The sequence below is a fragment of the Trichocoleus sp. FACHB-6 genome, from assembly GCF_014695815.1.
In the GTDB taxonomy this organism is placed as follows: domain Bacteria; phylum Cyanobacteriota; class Cyanobacteriia; order Cyanobacteriales; family FACHB-T130; genus Funiculus; species Funiculus sociatus.
This window is the reverse complement of the sequence record NZ_JACJOY010000072.1, coordinates 134,988-151,669: the sequence shown is the minus strand read 5'-3', so window position 1 is coordinate 151,669 and position 16,682 is coordinate 134,988. Positions and strand designations below refer to the sequence as shown.

Annotated in this window: 11 protein-coding genes and 1 other RNA gene; 6 read left to right on the top strand and 6 right to left on the bottom strand. The window is 46.9% G+C overall.

Going from position 1 to position 16,682, the window contains the following annotated elements:
* Positions 1 to 45: 45 nt before the first annotated feature.
* From H6F66_RS13705 to H6F66_RS13695, 3 genes are all read left to right on the top strand, one after another.
* The gene (locus H6F66_RS13705) at positions 46 to 2,229 is read left to right on the top strand and encodes a Tex family protein (protein ID WP_190422100.1); all 2,184 of its coding nucleotides are present in this window, start codon (positions 46 to 48) and stop codon (positions 2,227 to 2,229) included.
* Between the two features lie 117 nt (positions 2,230 to 2,346).
* On the top strand, positions 2,347 to 3,540 hold the full coding sequence (gene cofH, locus H6F66_RS13700; protein WP_190422098.1) for a 7,8-didemethyl-8-hydroxy-5-deazariboflavin synthase subunit CofH: 1,194 nt from the start codon (positions 2,347 to 2,349) through the stop codon (positions 3,538 to 3,540).
* Positions 3,541 to 3,629: 89 nt separating this feature from the next.
* Positions 3,630 to 5,447: a serine/threonine protein kinase gene (locus tag H6F66_RS13695; RefSeq protein ID WP_190422096.1), complete on the top strand. Its 1,818-nt coding sequence runs from the start codon at positions 3,630 to 3,632 to the stop codon at positions 5,445 to 5,447.
* A 103-nt stretch (positions 5,448 to 5,550) separates the two neighbouring features.
* Here H6F66_RS13695 and H6F66_RS13690 read toward each other — a convergent pair whose 3' ends face one another.
* The 4 genes from H6F66_RS13690 to H6F66_RS13675 all read right to left on the bottom strand — a co-directional run bounded on the left by H6F66_RS13690 (position 5,551) and on the right by H6F66_RS13675 (position 11,204).
* On the bottom strand, positions 5,551 to 6,096 hold the full coding sequence (locus H6F66_RS13690) for a hypothetical protein (protein ID WP_190422095.1): 546 nt from the start codon (positions 6,094 to 6,096) through the stop codon (positions 5,551 to 5,553).
* Between the two features lie 467 nt (positions 6,097 to 6,563).
* Positions 6,564 to 6,956: a transfer-messenger RNA gene (gene ssrA, locus H6F66_RS13685) on the bottom strand.
* A gap of 118 nt (positions 6,957 to 7,074) precedes the next feature.
* Entirely contained in the window at positions 7,075 to 8,790 is a 1,716-nt protein-coding gene (locus tag H6F66_RS13680; protein WP_190422093.1) for a serine/threonine-protein kinase, read from the bottom strand.
* 119 nt (positions 8,791 to 8,909) lie between these two features.
* Complete coding sequence (locus H6F66_RS13675; RefSeq protein ID WP_190422091.1) at positions 8,910 to 11,204, bottom strand: BamA/TamA family outer membrane protein; 2,295 nt, start codon at positions 11,202 to 11,204, stop codon at positions 8,910 to 8,912.
* Positions 11,205 to 11,489: 285 nt separating this feature from the next.
* On the opposite strand from H6F66_RS13675, the gene H6F66_RS13670 reads away from it, so the two are divergent.
* Together H6F66_RS13670 and H6F66_RS13665 are read left to right on the top strand one after the other, a co-directional pair.
* Positions 11,490 to 12,776, top strand: a complete 1,287-nt coding sequence (locus tag H6F66_RS13670; protein WP_190422089.1) for a lipid-A-disaccharide synthase-related protein — start codon at positions 11,490 to 11,492, stop codon at positions 12,774 to 12,776.
* A 215-nt stretch (positions 12,777 to 12,991) separates the two neighbouring features.
* Positions 12,992 to 13,399, top strand: a complete 408-nt coding sequence (locus H6F66_RS13665) for a hypothetical protein (RefSeq protein ID WP_190422087.1) — start codon at positions 12,992 to 12,994, stop codon at positions 13,397 to 13,399.
* Positions 13,400 to 13,595: 196 nt separating this feature from the next.
* Here H6F66_RS13665 and H6F66_RS13660 read toward each other — a convergent pair whose 3' ends face one another.
* Together H6F66_RS13660 and H6F66_RS13655 are read right to left on the bottom strand one after the other, a co-directional pair.
* Positions 13,596 to 14,321, bottom strand: a complete 726-nt coding sequence (locus tag H6F66_RS13660; RefSeq protein ID WP_190422085.1) for a 2-phosphosulfolactate phosphatase family protein — start codon at positions 14,319 to 14,321, stop codon at positions 13,596 to 13,598.
* 237 nt (positions 14,322 to 14,558) lie between these two features.
* Positions 14,559 to 15,050 carry a YbgC/FadM family acyl-CoA thioesterase gene (locus H6F66_RS13655; RefSeq protein WP_190422082.1) on the bottom strand — a complete coding sequence of 164 codons (492 nt, stop codon included), beginning with the start codon at positions 15,048 to 15,050 and terminating at the stop codon, positions 14,559 to 14,561.
* Between the two features lie 367 nt (positions 15,051 to 15,417).
* Here H6F66_RS13655 and H6F66_RS13650 point away from each other — a divergent pair, with 367 nt between their 5' ends.
* The gene (locus H6F66_RS13650) at positions 15,418 to 16,662 is read left to right on the top strand and encodes a helix-turn-helix domain-containing protein (RefSeq protein WP_190422081.1); all 1,245 of its coding nucleotides are present in this window, start codon (positions 15,418 to 15,420) and stop codon (positions 16,660 to 16,662) included.
* The last annotated feature ends 20 nt before the right edge of the window (positions 16,663 to 16,682 follow it).

Below are 16,682 nucleotides of genomic sequence, written 5' to 3'. Positions count from 1 at the left end.
AATGATCGCTACAGAAGTGTTTGATTCGTAACCGCTGACACCCCAATGCTGAATATTCCTCAACTACTGGCTCAAGAACTTTCCCTCAAGCCTTCTCAGGTGCAAAACGCTCTGGAACTCTTGGGTGAGGGGTCAACAATTCCTTTTATTGCACGTTACCGTAAAGAGCGCACTGGCGAGATGAATGAAGTTCAACTGCGCGATTTATTTGATAGATATGCTTATTTGACTGAACTGGAGGAACGGAAAGCGGCAATTTTGGAAGCGATCGCATCCCAAGGTAAACTTACCGATGAGCTGAAAGCTCAAATCGAATCTTGTTTGCAAAAAACCGAACTTGAAGACCTTTACCTACCTTACCGAGCGAAGCGACGAACACGCGCCACAATTGCTAGAGAAAAGGGTTTAGAGCCATTTGCCGAGCTTATCAAGTCGTTGAACCTTCCCAATGCAAAGCCTGTGTCCTTGGTGGAAGCGGCGGCAGAGTATGTTTCTGAAGAAAAAGGGGTAAAAACTCCTGAAGATGCTCTTAAGGGTGCTGCTGACATTTTGGCAGAAGAAGTGTCAGAACGGGCAAACTTGCGATCGCATCTACGAGAATATTTGCTGGAGGAAGGCATTTTTGTCTCGCGCATCAAAGATGAACATCCCGAAGGTTCGACCAAATTTGAGATGTACCGAAACTATCAAATTCGGGTGACAAATATCGCGCCACATAATATGCTGGCACTGCTGCGCGGGGAAACTGAAGGAGTGTTAAATTTAGAACTTTCCTTCGACGAAACAGTTGTGATGTCCTATCTGGAATCGCAGGAAATTAAAACGAAAATTCCTGCAATTCGAGACTTTTACCGAGCCATGCTCAAAGATGCGTTCAATCGCTTGATGAAAACTTCCTTAATTAGCGAAGTGCGTTCGGAAATTAAAACTTACGCTGATGTTGAATCTATCACAACCTTTGAAAGCAATCTGCGCGAGCTGCTGCTATCTCCTCCAGCAGGAATGAAACCGACATTAGCCATAGATCCAGGTTTTCGGACTGGCTGTAAAGTTTCTGTACTTTCGGAAACGGGAAAATTTTTGGAGTATCAAACTATTTTCCCACACCAAGCTGCCGCACAGCGCACTCAAGCTGCACAAGCTATCAAAAGAATGATTGAAAAGCACAATATTCAGTTGATAGCTATTGGCAATGGTACAGCTGGAAGGGAGACAGACGAGTTTGTTTCGGAAGTTCTCAAAACAATGGATCGCAAACCAGTTAAAGTGATGGTGAATGAGTCGGGAGCGTCGATTTACTCGGCTTCTGAGGTAGCGATCGCAGAGTTTCCCGAACTTGATCTTACCGTGCGCGGTGCCATCAGTATCGGTCGCCGCTTGCAAGACCCTTTAGCTGAACTTGTTAAAATCGATCCTAAATCGATTGGTGTAGGACAGTATCAGCACGATGTAGACCAAAACTTGCTCAAGAAAAAGTTAGATGAAACAGTGGAAAGTTGCGTTAACTACGTCGGCGTAGATTTGAATACTGCCTCGAAGGAACTTCTAACTTTTGTTTCTGGGATGACACCAGTAGTGGCGAAAAATATCGTCAACTATCGCAACGAAAATGGTGCATTTAAAAATCGGCGACAACTTTTGAAAGTGCCAAAATTGGGGCCAAAAGCATTTGAACAAGCGGCTGGGTTTTTGCGAATTCGTGCTGGCGACAACCCGTTAGACAATACAGCAGTGCATCCGGAAAGTTATAAAGTGGTGGAAGCGATCGCTAAAGATTTAAATACTCCTTTAGATCAGATAACGCAGATTGCAGCAAAGCTTAAGTCGATGAACCTGAAAAAATACGTCACAGAAACAGTAGGCGAACCAACCTTACGCGATATTATTAGCGAATTGGAAAAGCCCGGAAGAGATCCTAGAGAACAATTTAAGTATGCAACTTTCAAAGAAGGTGTCAAAGAAATTAAGGATCTCACTGTAGGCATGGAATTAGAAGGAATTGTGACGAATGTAGCTAATTTCGGTGCATTTGTTGATATTGGCGTTCATCAAGACGGTTTAGTGCATATTTCGCAATTAGCAGATCGATTTGTTGACGATCCTAAGAAAATTGTCAAAGTTGGACAAGTTGTGAAAGTGCGAGTGCTAGAAGTCAATGAGAAATTGAAGCGAATTAGCCTATCAATGAAATCAGCAGGTTCCGCAAATAGCGGACGTGGTGGGAGATAGCAGTTTATTTCTTGTTCCCAGGCTGAGCCTGGGAATGCTATTAGTAAGGCGGGAGCTTCACGTTAATAAGATTTCCTGCCAAAATTAAAAGGTGTTCCTACTTTTATCGGAATTGCTGTGACTACTAAAACTGTTGATGCTATTCTTAACCGGGCTTTCGCGGGTTGTGATTTGTCGAAAGAAGAGGGGGTTGTACTATTAAAGCAAACTGACCCAGCGATTAAGACGGCGATTCAAGAAACATCTGACCAACTGCGACTAAACCAAGCTGGCGATATCGTTACCTACGTTGTCAATCGCAATATTAACTTTACCAATATCTGCGAACAGCACTGTAGTTTCTGCGCCTTTCGCCGCGATGATGGGGAAGACGGCGCATTTTGGTTAGATAGCGCTCAAATTCTGGAAAAAGCCACAGATGCAGTCCGGCGGAATGCGACGGAAATTTGTATGCAGGGGGGACTCAATCTTCAGGCAAAACTCAACGGTGCGTCTTTGCCTTATTATCTGCGAGTGGTAAAGACAATTAAAGAGGAATTTCCTCAACTACATATGCACGCCTTTTCGCCTCAAGAAGTGCAATTTATTGCTAGGGAAGATAAGCTTAGTTATGCTGATGTAATTGCGGCGTTCTTGGATGCTGGCGTTGACTCGATGCCTGGAACGGCGGCGGAAGTTTTGGATGATGAGGTGCGGCGCGTCCTTTGTCCGGAAAAGCTGGATACGGCAACTTGGCTGGAAATTGTGGGAACGGCGCACAAGTTGGGAATGCCAACCACTAGCACCATGCTTTCCGGTCACATAGAGACACCAGAACAGCAAATAGACCATTTAGAAAAGTTGCGAAGTCTCCAACAAACCGCCTTAGAAAAAGGATATCCCGCCCGGATCACAGAGTTTATTCTGCTGCCCTTCGTCGGTCAAGAAGCCCCCAAACCTTTGCGCCGTCGTGTAGGACGCGACCAACCAATTTTAGAAGATGCACTGCTACTCACCGCTGTAGCGCGAATTTTCTTAGGAAATTGGATTTCTAATCATCAACCCAGTTGGGTTAAGCTTGGTCTTGCGGGTGCCAAAGAAGCTCTCAGATGGGGCTGTAACGACATCGGCGGCACGTTAATGGAGGAGCATATCACCAGTATGGCAGGCGCACAAGGCGGTACTTGTATGTCCGTAGAAACCTTGCAGGAAACTATCAGCGGCTTGGGTCGTCCGTATCAACAACGGGATACACTTTATCGATATTTGCCGATGAGCGATCGCTTCCCTCGTTCCCAGGCCCTGGCTGGGAAGGAAACAAGAGAGCTATAGTTGCCTCTACACAAACAAACCAGGCGTATGTCAAGCTAAAAAAGGCATTAAACAGATTCTAATGCTTAAGAATAATTGAGCAAAAAACCATGTTGGGCAAGTTACTAGACGGGCGTTACCAAGTTGTCCAAGCCTTGGGTGCCGGGGGATTCGGAAAAACATATATTGCTAAAGACACTCGTCGTCCCGGTGCGCCAACTTGCGTTGTCAAGCACCTCAAACCCGCTAGTAGCGACGCCTACTTCTTAGAAACGGCTAGACGATTATTTACCAGCGAAGCCGAAACTCTCGAACAACTGGGAAATCACGACCAAATTCCCAGGCTGTTAGCTTACTTTGAAGAAAACCAAGAATTTTACTTGGTGCAAGAGTTCATTGATGGACATCCCTTGAGTGCGGAACTTTCTCCGGGTTATTGCTGGCAAGAAAGTCAAGTAATTCAGATGCTGCAAGAACTCTTGAGTATTCTGGCATTTGTCCACAACTACGGTGTAATTCATCGCGACATCAAGCCAGACAACATAATCCGCCGCTCGTCAGATAATAAGTTAGTCTTGGTTGACTTTGGGGCAGTTAAGCAACTCCGGACTCAGGCATTAAATCCAGCACAAGCAAGCGCTACTGTTGCCATTGGCACTCCCGGCTATATGCCCACCGAACAGGCGCAAGGTAGACCCCGCTTTAACAGCGATATTTATGCGCTGGGCATCATTGCTATCCAGGCGTTGACTGGGTTAATGCCCCTGCAATTGCACGAAGATCCCCAAACGGGCGAAATTATCTGGCTGCATTTGGTATCAGTCAGTCCAGGGTTGGCGACTGTCCTCACTAAGATGACCCGCTACCACTTCAAAGACCGCTACGAGTCGGCAACGGAAGCGCTACAAGACTTGCAGTATCTTCTAAGCGGACAGCAATTACCAGTGAGGATAACGCCGCAGGCACCTATCTCACAACCCCCACCGTCGTTGTCTGAACAGTACACGGTTGCGGCTGTTCCGCCCCAACGACCTCAACCATCGCCACCACCGATTAGTCAACAGTCAAGTCGTCCGGCGGTTGCTCCCTCTTCTAATAAGTTTCCCCTGATTATCGGGGCTGGGGTGATGGCTTTGGTGTTGGGAGGTATGTTTTTGGCTTATTCTCAACAATCAAGACAGGGCGGGGGTGAAACTGCCAATAATTCTGATAATCGCGGGGTAGAGAAATCACAAGAAACTTGCAAAGTTACAATTCCAGCATTAAATGTCCGCACTAACCCTAAGGGTAGGATTCTAGACAGTGTTCGACAAGGTACGAGTTTATCTGTGACTGGCAGCAAGCAGAATGGCTGGGTGGAGATTAGTTCGCCGATAAAAGGGTGGGTGTTTAGTGAATATATAAACTGTGCTTCTACTGCCTCGGCAGGTTCAACACCTACTCCCAAGCCAACTCCGACAAAACCTCCAGAAACGCCGCCACCTGTGGATAAAGGACGAGATATCATAGCGCAAGCAACGGAAAAATTCCAGTCAGGGGATTTGCCGGGCGCGATCGCATTGGTAAGATCCATTCCCGCCAGCAGTGCTGCTTACTCGCAAGTTAAGGAGGTGCTGCAAGAGTGGCCGAATAATTGGGCAACTGCCCAAGCTAAATTTAATGAGGTGCAAAAAGCGTTTAATGAGGGTAGATGGGAAGATGCGATCGCGATCGCCCAAGACCCTAATTTCCCCCAAATTCGCTACTGGCAAGACAAGTTACAGGAAGTAGTTGCCGCAGCCAAACAAAAGCTGAACGAACAACCGCCCCCCACCGAAAGTCCCAGCCCCACCGAGAGTCCCAGTCCCACCCCAATTCCCACTGAAAGTCCCAGTCCTACCGAGAGTCCTAGCCCTACACAAAGCCCAGCAACTGAACCATCTTTGTGATGCCCCACGACTAAAGTCCCTAGTGCGCGGACTTTATAATATAAAGCCTGCGGAGGCAGGCTTAGTTTGCGTTGCGCCACCCTTTAGGGTGAGCGCACTTTTGCTATTTTTTCGGTTCTGGAGGCGGCGGATAAGGCACCAGGGCAGCTTTAAAGAAATAAACTCGGCCGCAATATTGCCCTCTGTTCGGTTGGTCAGAACAGATGGTTTCTATCGCCACATTCTTGACATTGGTAACATCAAGTGACACAGACTCTTTCTGTCCGGGCGTAACAGTACGAGAATCTTTCCGCTGTCCATCTAAGTAAATATTGATCGTGTTACCAGGGCTACCTCTGTCATTGTCCTGCATTCCATACTCCAGATTTAGTGTCTGAAAGTAAGTTTCATAGCCATCCGGCATGATTTTACAGGTCATTGCCACATAGGTATTACCAGGCCCCATGTGCAAAACATTTTTATAGACTGCTCTGCCTATAGCCACCTCAGACTTATCCGGTCGCCAGCGGCCAGGGCCGCTACTTACACATCTAGTTTCCGGTAGGGAAATAATCCGCCGTGCCTGTACCATCTGGGTTCCCAGAGTCGCTAGGGCAAAAGAAAACATTGAACCAACGATGACTTGATGGATCAACTTGGTTTTTTGCATAGAGAAAGGCCAAGTTAAGAGGTAAAAATCCTTACTAATAATACCGAATTGCCAGCGCCTAATTTAGCAGTATTTTTTTAATAAGGATGGGATTCGCTAGAAGCGATCGCTTTTAAAGAAAGCTTCACGCCGTTTTTGACTTAATATTTTTAAAATAGTTCCAACAACTATAAATTTGTTTTATTTAAGAACCCGGTTTTTTGCCAACCCGCGATTTTACATCTTTTCGCATCTCACTTAAAGCGCATAAAAATAGTCACAGTATCGCTATCTGAATGTCACATTCACGTCACATTCGCTCGTTAGACTTTTGTTTAGAAGCATAGGTGAACTAAAAGCTTCTCACACCCATCAGTAAAGACCATGCTCCCTCAACATATGTTGAGGGAGCATTTTTTTCCTTGTAAAACTCAGCCAAAATAAAAATCACCTTATGGTTGATAAGGTGATTTTTAAAGTTTTAATTTAAGTGGAGCCTACGGGGATCGAACCCGTGTCCAAATTGGATATTAACCTACCGCTCATTCACAGGTTTAGCCTATCTGACCCTCAAGGCGGGAACCATCCATTATCCCGGATGACAGGATGCACTGGTTTATCTTAGCTAGCAAGTCTACCAGTGAAGCCTTACTAGAGCATCCGTTGGGGTTGGTGTCTGCGGTCTTTAACGGAGTCGGACTACAGACGCTCGATGCCTCGTTAGAGGAAATTAGGCAATAGCAACTGCCTGACGACGAGCAATAGGAACGATGTTGTTCGCATTTACTTTTTTTTTGAGCCCGGTATTTCCGAGAGAAGACTCACTCTCGACCTGAATCACGGGGCAGCGTTCGCCAACCTGTCGAAACCATTAAGGCCCCATGTCTTACTCCCATTATATATATTTGTTGAAGGGGTGGGGAGAGTTTCGGGAGGTTTCCAGATAAATTTTTAGGGTGTAATATCCGAACTACATAGATTCGGTGACAATGCGATCGCCTACTCTTTATCCTTATCCTTCTCTGGCTTCTCTGACTTCTCTGGCTTCTCTGGCTTCTCTGGCTTTTCTCGCTCAAATTTTTGCTTCTTGTCGGCTACGGGTGCGGGTGGAGGTTCTGGTTTGATAACCGGGACAGTGATTGAAGGTGGTTGTGTAGTATTATCCCCAGATGAGGAAGCGGGTGCAGAATCCGAGGGCTTGCGATCGCTACGAGAAAATGGCGGCGGCACAGGTGCGGGAGGAGGAACAACTTCCACGTTAACATCAGGAACTTTAGGAGAGTTTGCCGTGCCATCCTGCTGTTGGCGATACTGCTCTCTTTGCTTGAGGATGTCTTCTTTTAGTTTCTCAATCCGCGAGTTGTTATCATCCTGTTTTGAAGCTGCTTCCTGATTCGAGTCACTACCAGCAGTGGATGTAGTATTCGGCACAGGATTAACCGTGGCGGGGATTGTAACAGCTTCAGGTGGCGGCGTTTGTACGCCAGAGCGATCGCGCTGTTGCTGGGATCTTTTTCTGCGGGACGATCTTTGATTTTGGACTGGTTGCTGTTGAGTAGCAGTGGTATTAACTTTTTCTACAGGTTCAGCAGTGCTGCTAGCATCCTGAGTTGATGGTTCTTCAATTGATGGTTGTTCAACGTTTGGCGATTTGGTTTGTGGAGGCGCGAACCAGTTAGAACTAAAAGCGATCGCAATTCCCGAAGCGATCGCAATTCCTGAAGCAATCAAAAAACTGCGCCATTTCAGTAATGAGGAAAATTTAATTCCCTCCCGGTTGCGGGGAGGATTAGGGAGGGGTTGATTTTTCTTTGCCTCTGGTGCAAGTTGCTGAGGCACAAAAGCAACTGTAGGCGCTGTGTTTGTTGGCATCGCCGTAATTGGCGTACTGCTGGGACTCTCAAATTGAGATGGCAATAGAGACAGCCACTCATCCACACTTCCAGGTCGGTATTGAACATCAACAGCCATCCCGCGCATCACCGCCTGATTGACAGCCGGACTCAGATGCGATCGCAAATCGCGGGGTGCTGGCATCGGTTGTCTGTTTCGGATTGTTGCTGGGGTTGGGACTCGTGCCGTCAACAAAGCGTAAAGCGTCGCCGCTAACCCATAAACATCTGTGGCTGGACTTCGCTTTGCTTGCGGTAAGTATTGCTCAATTGGAGCATAGCCTTCAGAAACAATATTTGTATGAGCCTGAGTCAAGTCGGGCGTAAACTCTCGCGCAATGCCAAAATCAATCAGCACTACCTCTTGAGTTCCCCCACGCAGAATGATATTTTGCGGCTTGATATCCCGATGCAGCAGATTATTTTGATGCACCACCTTAACAGCTGCTGCAATCTGCCGCATAAAGTGGATAGCAGTTGTCTCTGGTAGAGGATTGTCTGGAAACACCACAGCTTGCAGAGTTTGACCAGCGATGTAGTCCATCACCAAGTAAGGCAACCCACCATCCATGAAGAAATCATTCACCCGAACAATATTCGGATGGACGCACAACGCCAAGCGCCTTGCTTCATCCTGAAACTGGCGCTGGAACCGGGCAAAGTCAGGATGTTGACGCAGAGAATCGTTGAGGGTTTTAATCACCACAAACTGACCCAAGTAGTGATGGGTAGCTTTAAACGTGACACCAAACCCACCCCGTCCCAGTTCTTCTAAGAGAGTGTATTTGCCACCCTGCAAAGTTTTGCCTACTAACGTATCCATGCGATCGCAAAGGATGAAGGACTAATTAATTCTAAAGGTAATGCTCGTTACCCAGTTTACGCCCTCACGGAATGCGTTCGCAGGCGTAAGCTGGGTAACGAGAAAACTCTTGAATTAAATTAGAATCGTTGACCGATACCAAATTGCAGCCTACTGTCGCCTTGGTTATTGATGCCGAAGTCAGCCCGAATCAAGCCAATAGGTGAACTTAGACGCAGACCTGCTCCGTAGCCAAAGCCAGCCCCTGGCTTATCGCGCACTGTTCCCGGTTCTCCTGGGACTGTATCGCCAGAACCTAAGTCTGAGCCAAAGTCAGCGAATAAAACTCCCCCGACTGGCTGATAAATCGGGAAGCGATACTCGGCAGAGGCTAAGACAAAACTGCGACCGCTGGCGACATCACCACTGCCGTAACCGCGTACAGAATTGATACCGCCAAGATTAAATGCTTCGTAGGGCGGCAGGTTGCCAATTGTTGTGCCTCCCTGTACGTTAAAGGCAAGCACTTCTGCGTTTTTGTCGCCGATGAGATTGACTGGGACGTACTGGCTGTAATTTGCTTGGAGACGGTTCATCAAAATATTGCCGTTACCGACTGGAATTGACTGTTCCGTACTAAGACTGAGTACCGAACCTTTAGAGGGGTTAACGGGGTTGTCTCGGCGGTCTTGAATGACTCCAGCAGTCAGCGCCACTTTGTCATCAATGCCATTTTCACTGTAGGAAAGACGATTGCCTAATTCATCGACTGGGGAGAGATTGCCATCGCGATCGCGTATGCTGGTGCGGGTGTAGTTCAATCCCACCGAACCCTGAAAATCACCCACTGGTCGCGTCACTGTCACGCCGCCGCCGAACCGTCCTTCCCTAACTTGATCTCCGTTTGGCAGCTTCACATCTTCATTAAAGGTTGCGGAAAGCTCCCGCTGTCGAAAAGCATCGACGGAATATCCCAGGCGGTCGGGGTTGCTGGCGCGATAAGGACTGCTAAACTTACCATCAAACTGTACATCTCTGGGGCTTACCTGGAGATTCCCGCCTAGTTGTTGGTTGGTGCCGCCCAAATTGCGATCGTTGTAGCTAAGCGTACCGTAAAGACCGCTATTGTCGCTGTAGCCGCCGCCAACGTTGACAGAACGGGATTTACCCTCGGTTAGTTCGTAAGTGACATCCACTTTTCGAGGGTCGCCGTTGAGAGAAACATCGGCGTTCTCAAATAGTCCCAGCTGATACAGTTGTTGCAAGTCGCCTCTTGCCACATCCACGCGGAATGGTTGACCTGACTTTAGCTTGATCTCGCGCAGCAGGAAATCTTCTTTAGTACGTCCTTGAGTTGGATTACCTTCTTTGTCTACAAAGCGAATTTTGACATCGCCGACGATACCCTCGGCAACTTGAATTGCTAGCACTCCATTGCGACCCGGCTGCACAGCTATTACCTGCGCTAGTGTGTAACCATTTTTCTCATACCATTGTTTGATTTGTTGGACACCTTGGGTTATTGCCGCTGGGCTGATGTTTGTCCCTATCTGGGATTTGAAGATGTCGTTGGCAACTGTTGGCGTGAGGACTTGCGCCCCAGAAAGTTGAACGCTTCGCACTACCACTGGTGAAACCTGGAAGACTGCTCTCAATCCATTTTTCTCAGCATAAGTAGTCACATTAGCATCGGCAAATAGGCCGGTTTCCAAAATTGCTGCAACATCTTTTTGCAGCTGACTTTGACTGGTATCTCCGCCGGGACGGGTGCTAATCGCATTTTGGGCAACTTGCTGCAATTCCCCTGTGACTCCCACCACTTGAACATCAGTTGCTGTGACTACCAGATCTGAGGAATTGACAGCGCGAGTTGGGGTAGCTCTTGGAGTCTGAGCTGTTGGTGTAAACTGAGGCGTGTTTATAGTTTCTGGTGCCGCAATTGCCCTAACTGGTTGTGTCGTGGCACTATTAACTGGGACAACCACTCTGTTACCATCTGCTGGTTTTGGAGTTGAAGTTGTTGATACTGGCGTGGCACTATTAACCGGGACAACTACCTTGGCATCTGCCAGTTTTTGGGTTGAAGTTGTTGCTACTGGCGTGGCACTATTAACCGGGACAACTACCTTGGCATCTGCCAGTTTTTGGGTTGAAGTTGTTGCTACTGGTGTGGCACTATTAACCGGGACAACTACCTTGGCATCTGCCAGTTGTGGTGTGGCAGTATTAACCGGGACAACTGGGTTGGCATCTGCCAGTTTTTGGGTTGAAGTTGTTGCTACTGGTGTGGCACTATTAACCGGGACTACAAGGTTAGTGGCTTCTGCTTCTGGTGTTTGAGTTGGTGATGAGGTGGTACTGGCTAAAGCGTGGGAGCCTAAATCTGCGGCAGCTAGGACAGCTAAGGTATAAATGGCAAGGGATGGTACGCGCATATTCTAAAAAATTGAATTTTGTAGAGGCATTGCCGAAAATACCTAAGAAGGAATATTTTCTGCTAAGACAGGATAATGGTTTATCGCTTAAGTAGCTTTGTTGAAGAAAGACCCTTGCTTTTGCTCTCAGGTTCCAAGGTGCTGATTTGGGATTTGGGACTTGCACTAGGTTTTTAGAACCCCGCCACGCCAGTCGCTGGCTCCCCAACTTCCTCCCCGCAATCGAGAGATGGGGCTAAAAAACATCAAAAGTTTAAAATATAACATCCGTGGAGGAGGTATTTGATGAGGGTATTATGCCTGAGTAATGGTCATGGAGAGGATGCGATCGCTTGTGCGATTTTGCAACAACTCCAGCAACAGTCTGATTCTCTAGAATTAGCTGCTTTACCATTAGTGGGCGATGGACGCGCCTACGCCCAGTTGGATATCCCCATCATTGGCAAGGTGCAAACGATGCCCTCCGGTGGCTTTATATACATGGATGGGCGGCAATTGGCGCGAGATGTCAAAGGCGGTTTGCTGCAACTTACTCTCGCCCAGTACCAAGCGATCCGCCAATATTGCAAACGCGGCGGAGCAATCTTGGCGGTAGGAGATATTGTACCGCTGCTGTTTGCCTGGTTGAGTGGCGTTCCTTACGCTTTTGTCGGCACCGCTAAGTCAGAATACTATTTGCGAGATGAAGCTGGAATATTGCCGCGTCGGTCGCGGCGCGAGCGTTGGGAAGGTTGGTCGGGTTCTGTATACTTGCCTTGGGAGCGTTGGCTAATGAGTCGTCGGCGTTGCAAGGCGGTTTTTCCCAGAGATGGACTGACAACCGAGACTTTACAAAAGTTCTCTATCCCTGCTTTGGATTTGGGGAACCCGATGATGGACGGTTTGGAACCTTCTAGACGACCATCGGTATTTTATGCCTCAGATATTGAACTGCAAGAAACTAAGCGATCGCTTATTATTACTCTTCTCCCAGGTTCTAGACCACCAGAAGCTTACGCGAATTGGCAGCAAATTCTTCAGTCTTGCCTTAGCTTAATGAAAGCGTTTTCACCTCGTCCGGTGATGTTTTTAGGCGCAATATCACCAGGATTAAATTTAGAACCTCTGTGTCAAAGTCTGGAATTACAAGGCTGGCACGAGCAAAATGATGAAGGCGGTAAATTAGACGCTTCATCGTTTACTGTTCATCCATCTGAAGTGGTATTTAAAAAAGAAAATGGCACTGTAATTCTTACCCAAGATGCTTATAACGATTGCTTGCATCAGGGAGATTTAGCGATCGCTATGGCTGGTACAGCTACAGAACAGTTTGTCGGTTTGGGGAAACCTGCGATCGCCCTTCCCGGTAATGGCCCACAATTTACCCCAGCCTTTGCGGAAGCTCAATCTCGTCTTTTAGGGCCATCGTTAATTCTAGTTGGCCAGCCAGCTAAAGTTGCCCATGTCGTACAGCAGGTACTACGCGACCCCGACCGACTGCAACTAATTGCTGAAAATGGTCTTCGCCGTATGGGAGAATCAGGTGCCGCGTACCGCATTGCCTCCTGTCTGCTAGAGCGTTTGGGAAGATGATGAGCGGGCATTTTGTATTTTATTATGCCAGGGAGTAGCTGTAGGTATTACCATCTTTATAGAGGCAACTTGTTTTCGCTTTCAAACTGTGGGAAATCCTCTCAGGCATATGACTTATCTCCTAAGAGGTAATTTTAGAATTAATTGCCCACTTTTGCCAATAAATAGATTGTTTTGGTTCAACTAAGCAGTTAATTATTGAGGTATCAAAATCCATGTATAAAATTGGTGTATTGGATGATGATGAAACCTGGTGTTTGATAATCGAGCGCTTGTTAAGTAAAGAATTTGAAGTTTTTACCTATAGAAGGGTATTTAGTTTTTTACAAGAAATAAATCAATATGATTTAGTAATCGTGGATTTTTCTATTCCTCCTGCCCCATATGAAAAAGGCATGGATGGTTCTGAAATAATCATGCACATAAAAAAAACTGTTCCTAATCCTCCTTTATTAGTTTTAGTAACAGGATTTCTAAGTGCTAGTAACTTAGAAGTGGGACGAGAAATTTGTCCGGAAGCCGATGCTTTTATCGCCAAGGATGCCGGAATAGATGCAATTTTAAAAGAGATCAAACGCCTCCTTGCTTCTAAAGAAAAAGAAAATAAACCTCTAGCAGGATGAGCCAGCCGCCCGCTTGAGTAGAGGCTAAATAATTCTTGTTGTCCGTTAGCGTTTGAAGGTTTGAAGGTTGGAAAGTTATTAGATTACCTCTAATCAACTTTTCAACTTTCCAACTTTCTAACTTGACAAGTATTCGCGGACAACGGACAAAAAAACGAGCAATTGATATTGCAATTTAAAGACGTGAAAGTGCTGCTTAGGTGTTCTTGACCAATACCCCAGCTTCTCGCTGGATCGGGAGAACATCTAAAATATCAGTTTGGGCGCAATATTTAAGGTCTTCGAGACAGTCCAGACGTAGAAGCCTTTGACCGTGGCTGGCGTGGTGGAATAACTCTAGTAAATTGTCCTGCCACTGGCGATAAAGAGCGATCGCGCCAAACACTTCATCATTTCCCATGTCTACATTTGCTTTGTCTGCAAGGGCAGAAGCGATCGCGCCAGCACACACCGTATCCTCTAGCGAAAAACTGCCTTCCCAACCAGAACCCAACAACCATACATTCTCTGGTTGCCGATCCAGAAGATACTGCACTGCTGCTTGACGATTTATCAAGGCAGCCGCTAGAACAACAGGAGATTCTTGCACTCGTTGCAAGGCGCGGGTACCATTCGTGGTACTGATAAATAACCGCCGTCCCTGTACCCGTTCTGGGGTGCAATCAAGCGGAGAGTTGCCCAAATCGCAGCCAGTTACCTTAGCGCCACCTCGTTCTCCAGCACGCAGCCGCAGATCCGGCTGCCACTCTTCGCTGAAGAGCATCAATTTTTCCATATCGCTGAAGACTTGGACAGCCTCGGCACCAGCGTTTAGCGCTGTAGCAATGGTAGTGGTGGCACGGAGCACATCGATAGCGATCGCGCAGTCGGGAACACTATCCGGGGGCGTGAGTTCAGGGGTATGGTAAACAAATAATCTCACAAGCTAACTACACCTACAACGAAAGCTGTCGAGTAACATCTTACCTTTATCAGTGTCACTCAATAGCAACGCTCATCCTAAGGCGTTGCACGTATCCCTTGGCAACATCTAGCTATTATTTATTGAGCCTCGGTTTTTATGCTTGTTTTTCAGGCTATTTGCGTTATTTAATATTATTCTTAAACCCTATTCCTGTTAATTTTGCCGATCTAGCTTCAAATATTTTGTCTTCTCAATTTAGGTAGCCGAAAGTCTCGCCAAAGCTTCCTTCATTGCTGGTGGTAACTGGCGCATAATCTTACCCTTGTCCCGGTCAACCACTACCAAAGTAACTCGCGCCGTAGCAAATAGAGTTTGTCCATCGGTAGATTGAATTTTGTAATCCCAATTAATTCGTACACCCTCGATTTCTGCCATCCGCGCCCTGACCACAGCCGTCATTCCCATCTGAATCGGTCGGTGGTAGCGCAAAGAAAGATCAACAACTGGCATATCGCATCCTAAGGCTACCAGATCGGAAAAGTTGATGCCAATTGAGCGCAAGCATTCCACCCGCGCTTCTTCCAACCAAGCAATATAGGAACCATGCCAGACAATGCCACCATAATCAGTGTGGTGAGGTTGCGCCCTTACTGGATATTCAAACCAGTTCTCAGTCGTTGCTGTCAGAGACAGGTTTTCGATAGCCCCCGTGGGTGGCAGTGATGGTGTTTGTGGTTCTTCTGACACGTTGCCAATCTTCACTCAATACACGATCTGGATTTTAACAGAGTCATCGGGAAGTTCCTACTTGCAGAATTGGCAGTACAAGTGGGGATGATTCGTTGGGTTTTTTACTAAGGGGGTGGGAGAGGGGTAAGAAATGTGTAGGGTTGATGCCTTAGCAAAAGTGGAATATTTGACAACCCACAATAGCAATATCCAGCTAAAGACGGAAATCTGCTTTTTGAACTAGCCCCATACCGAAGGCCGTGATACCTTTAAAAATGGTGCGAGCGTCCTGTAACACAGGACGAAAAGAAAACCTCTGGCGGAAACTCGACATCTTCTAAAAGCCGAGTGTAAAGATTATAGATATTTAGGATACAATCCTATAATGAGAATCGTCCGCCAGTATCGAGTGCGCCCAACTCAACACCAGTTAGTTACAATGAAGGAGTGGATAGGAGCGCTCAGATGGCAGTGCAATTATCGGTTAGCTGAAGGCTTTAAGTGGTGGAAGCAAAACCGTTCTAAAATTGGCGGCGATGACACAAGCAGTTGTGCGATCGCACCGCTAAAAAACAGTCCAAACTACTACATCCAAAAGCGCCACTTTAAAAAAACCAACGAGTTATTCCCATTCTATAAAAACATTTTTTTTCATTGGTTACAAAACTGCGTTGAGCAGGTGGCAATCCCTCGATACAATCGGAAAGCCCAGAAGCAAATTGAGCGATTACAGCCTCAGTTGTATCGCCATCAGGGCAGTAAGCATCAAGTTAAAATCCAACAACTTGAATTGGCACCTGTAAAGCTGGCTTCCCAACGTCAAAATTTTCGCTCCCAAACTGCTAAGTGGCTGTTGAAGCAATTGATGGTTGTTGATAAAGACTTGAATACCAAAAAACTCGCCCCAAGCAAATTGACATTTGTTACTGGTGCGGTAGAGGAGCAATTCTTATCTATCGTAGCGATCGCAACTGCTGTGGAGAGCAACTTACCATTTGGATGCTTGAATGCGGCAGGGGAGAATTGCCTATCGGCCATAAATCAAAAAGATTTTGGCGGCGATCCGGTTTTCAAACCGCAGGCTGACAGATGGTATTTCTGTCCTAATTGCGGACAGGATCTCGAAGGAGATGAAAGCGCAGTTAGGAACATGGAAAAAAAAGCGGTGGGCATCTTGTCTGGAGGTCGGATCGGGAGAGAAAAAAAAGCTCCCGTTGAGGGAGCATCCCTGTTTTGGAAAAACGCCCGACGACTAAAGGATACTGTTGGTCAATTCCCGAAAGGGCAGACCCTTCCTCGAAACAGGGAGGGGATTGCAGGTTCCCCCTTCCGAAAACCAAAATTCTTCCCCCTCTTATACAGAGGGGACTGGGGGATGGGGTTGTCTGACGCTAACAGTATCTTAAAGTCGCGGCTCTCGCGTCTAAGCCTGCTTTTGCGGGCTTTAGGTAAGCCTGGGTCGGCAGGCTTAGACGCGAGAGCATCAAGGCAAAAAAGCCTGTGGGTATGTATGCAAAATTGGGATGCAGCCCTTGTTGAAACGAAAAACCCCAAAATAACCCGTCAGCTTCAGCAGGGGGATATGTCACCGAAAATCGGGTTAAGTCGTCCGCTAAGCAATTTTGTTTAAAAATCAGAGTCTGGAGGTAT

Coding starts and splice junctions, on each gene's coding strand:
- H6F66_RS13705 (WP_190422100.1), top strand. CDS start 46: ATGCTGAATATTCCTCAACTACTGGCTCAAGAACTTTCCCTCAAGCCT.
- H6F66_RS13695 (WP_190422096.1), top strand. CDS start 3,630: ATGTTGGGCAAGTTACTAGACGGGCGTTACCAAGTTGTCCAAGCCTTG.
- H6F66_RS13690 (WP_190422095.1), bottom strand. CDS start 6,096: ATGCAAAAAACCAAGTTGATCCATCAAGTCATCGTTGGTTCAATGTTT.
- H6F66_RS13680 (WP_190422093.1), bottom strand. CDS start 8,790: ATGGATACGTTAGTAGGCAAAACTTTGCAGGGTGGCAAATACACTCTC.
- H6F66_RS13675 (WP_190422091.1), bottom strand. CDS start 11,204: ATGCGCGTACCATCCCTTGCCATTTATACCTTAGCTGTCCTAGCTGCC.
- H6F66_RS13670 (WP_190422089.1), top strand. CDS start 11,490: ATGAGGGTATTATGCCTGAGTAATGGTCATGGAGAGGATGCGATCGCT.
- H6F66_RS13665 (WP_190422087.1), top strand. CDS start 12,992: ATGTATAAAATTGGTGTATTGGATGATGATGAAACCTGGTGTTTGATA.
- H6F66_RS13650 (WP_190422081.1), top strand. CDS start 15,418: ATGAGAATCGTCCGCCAGTATCGAGTGCGCCCAACTCAACACCAGTTA.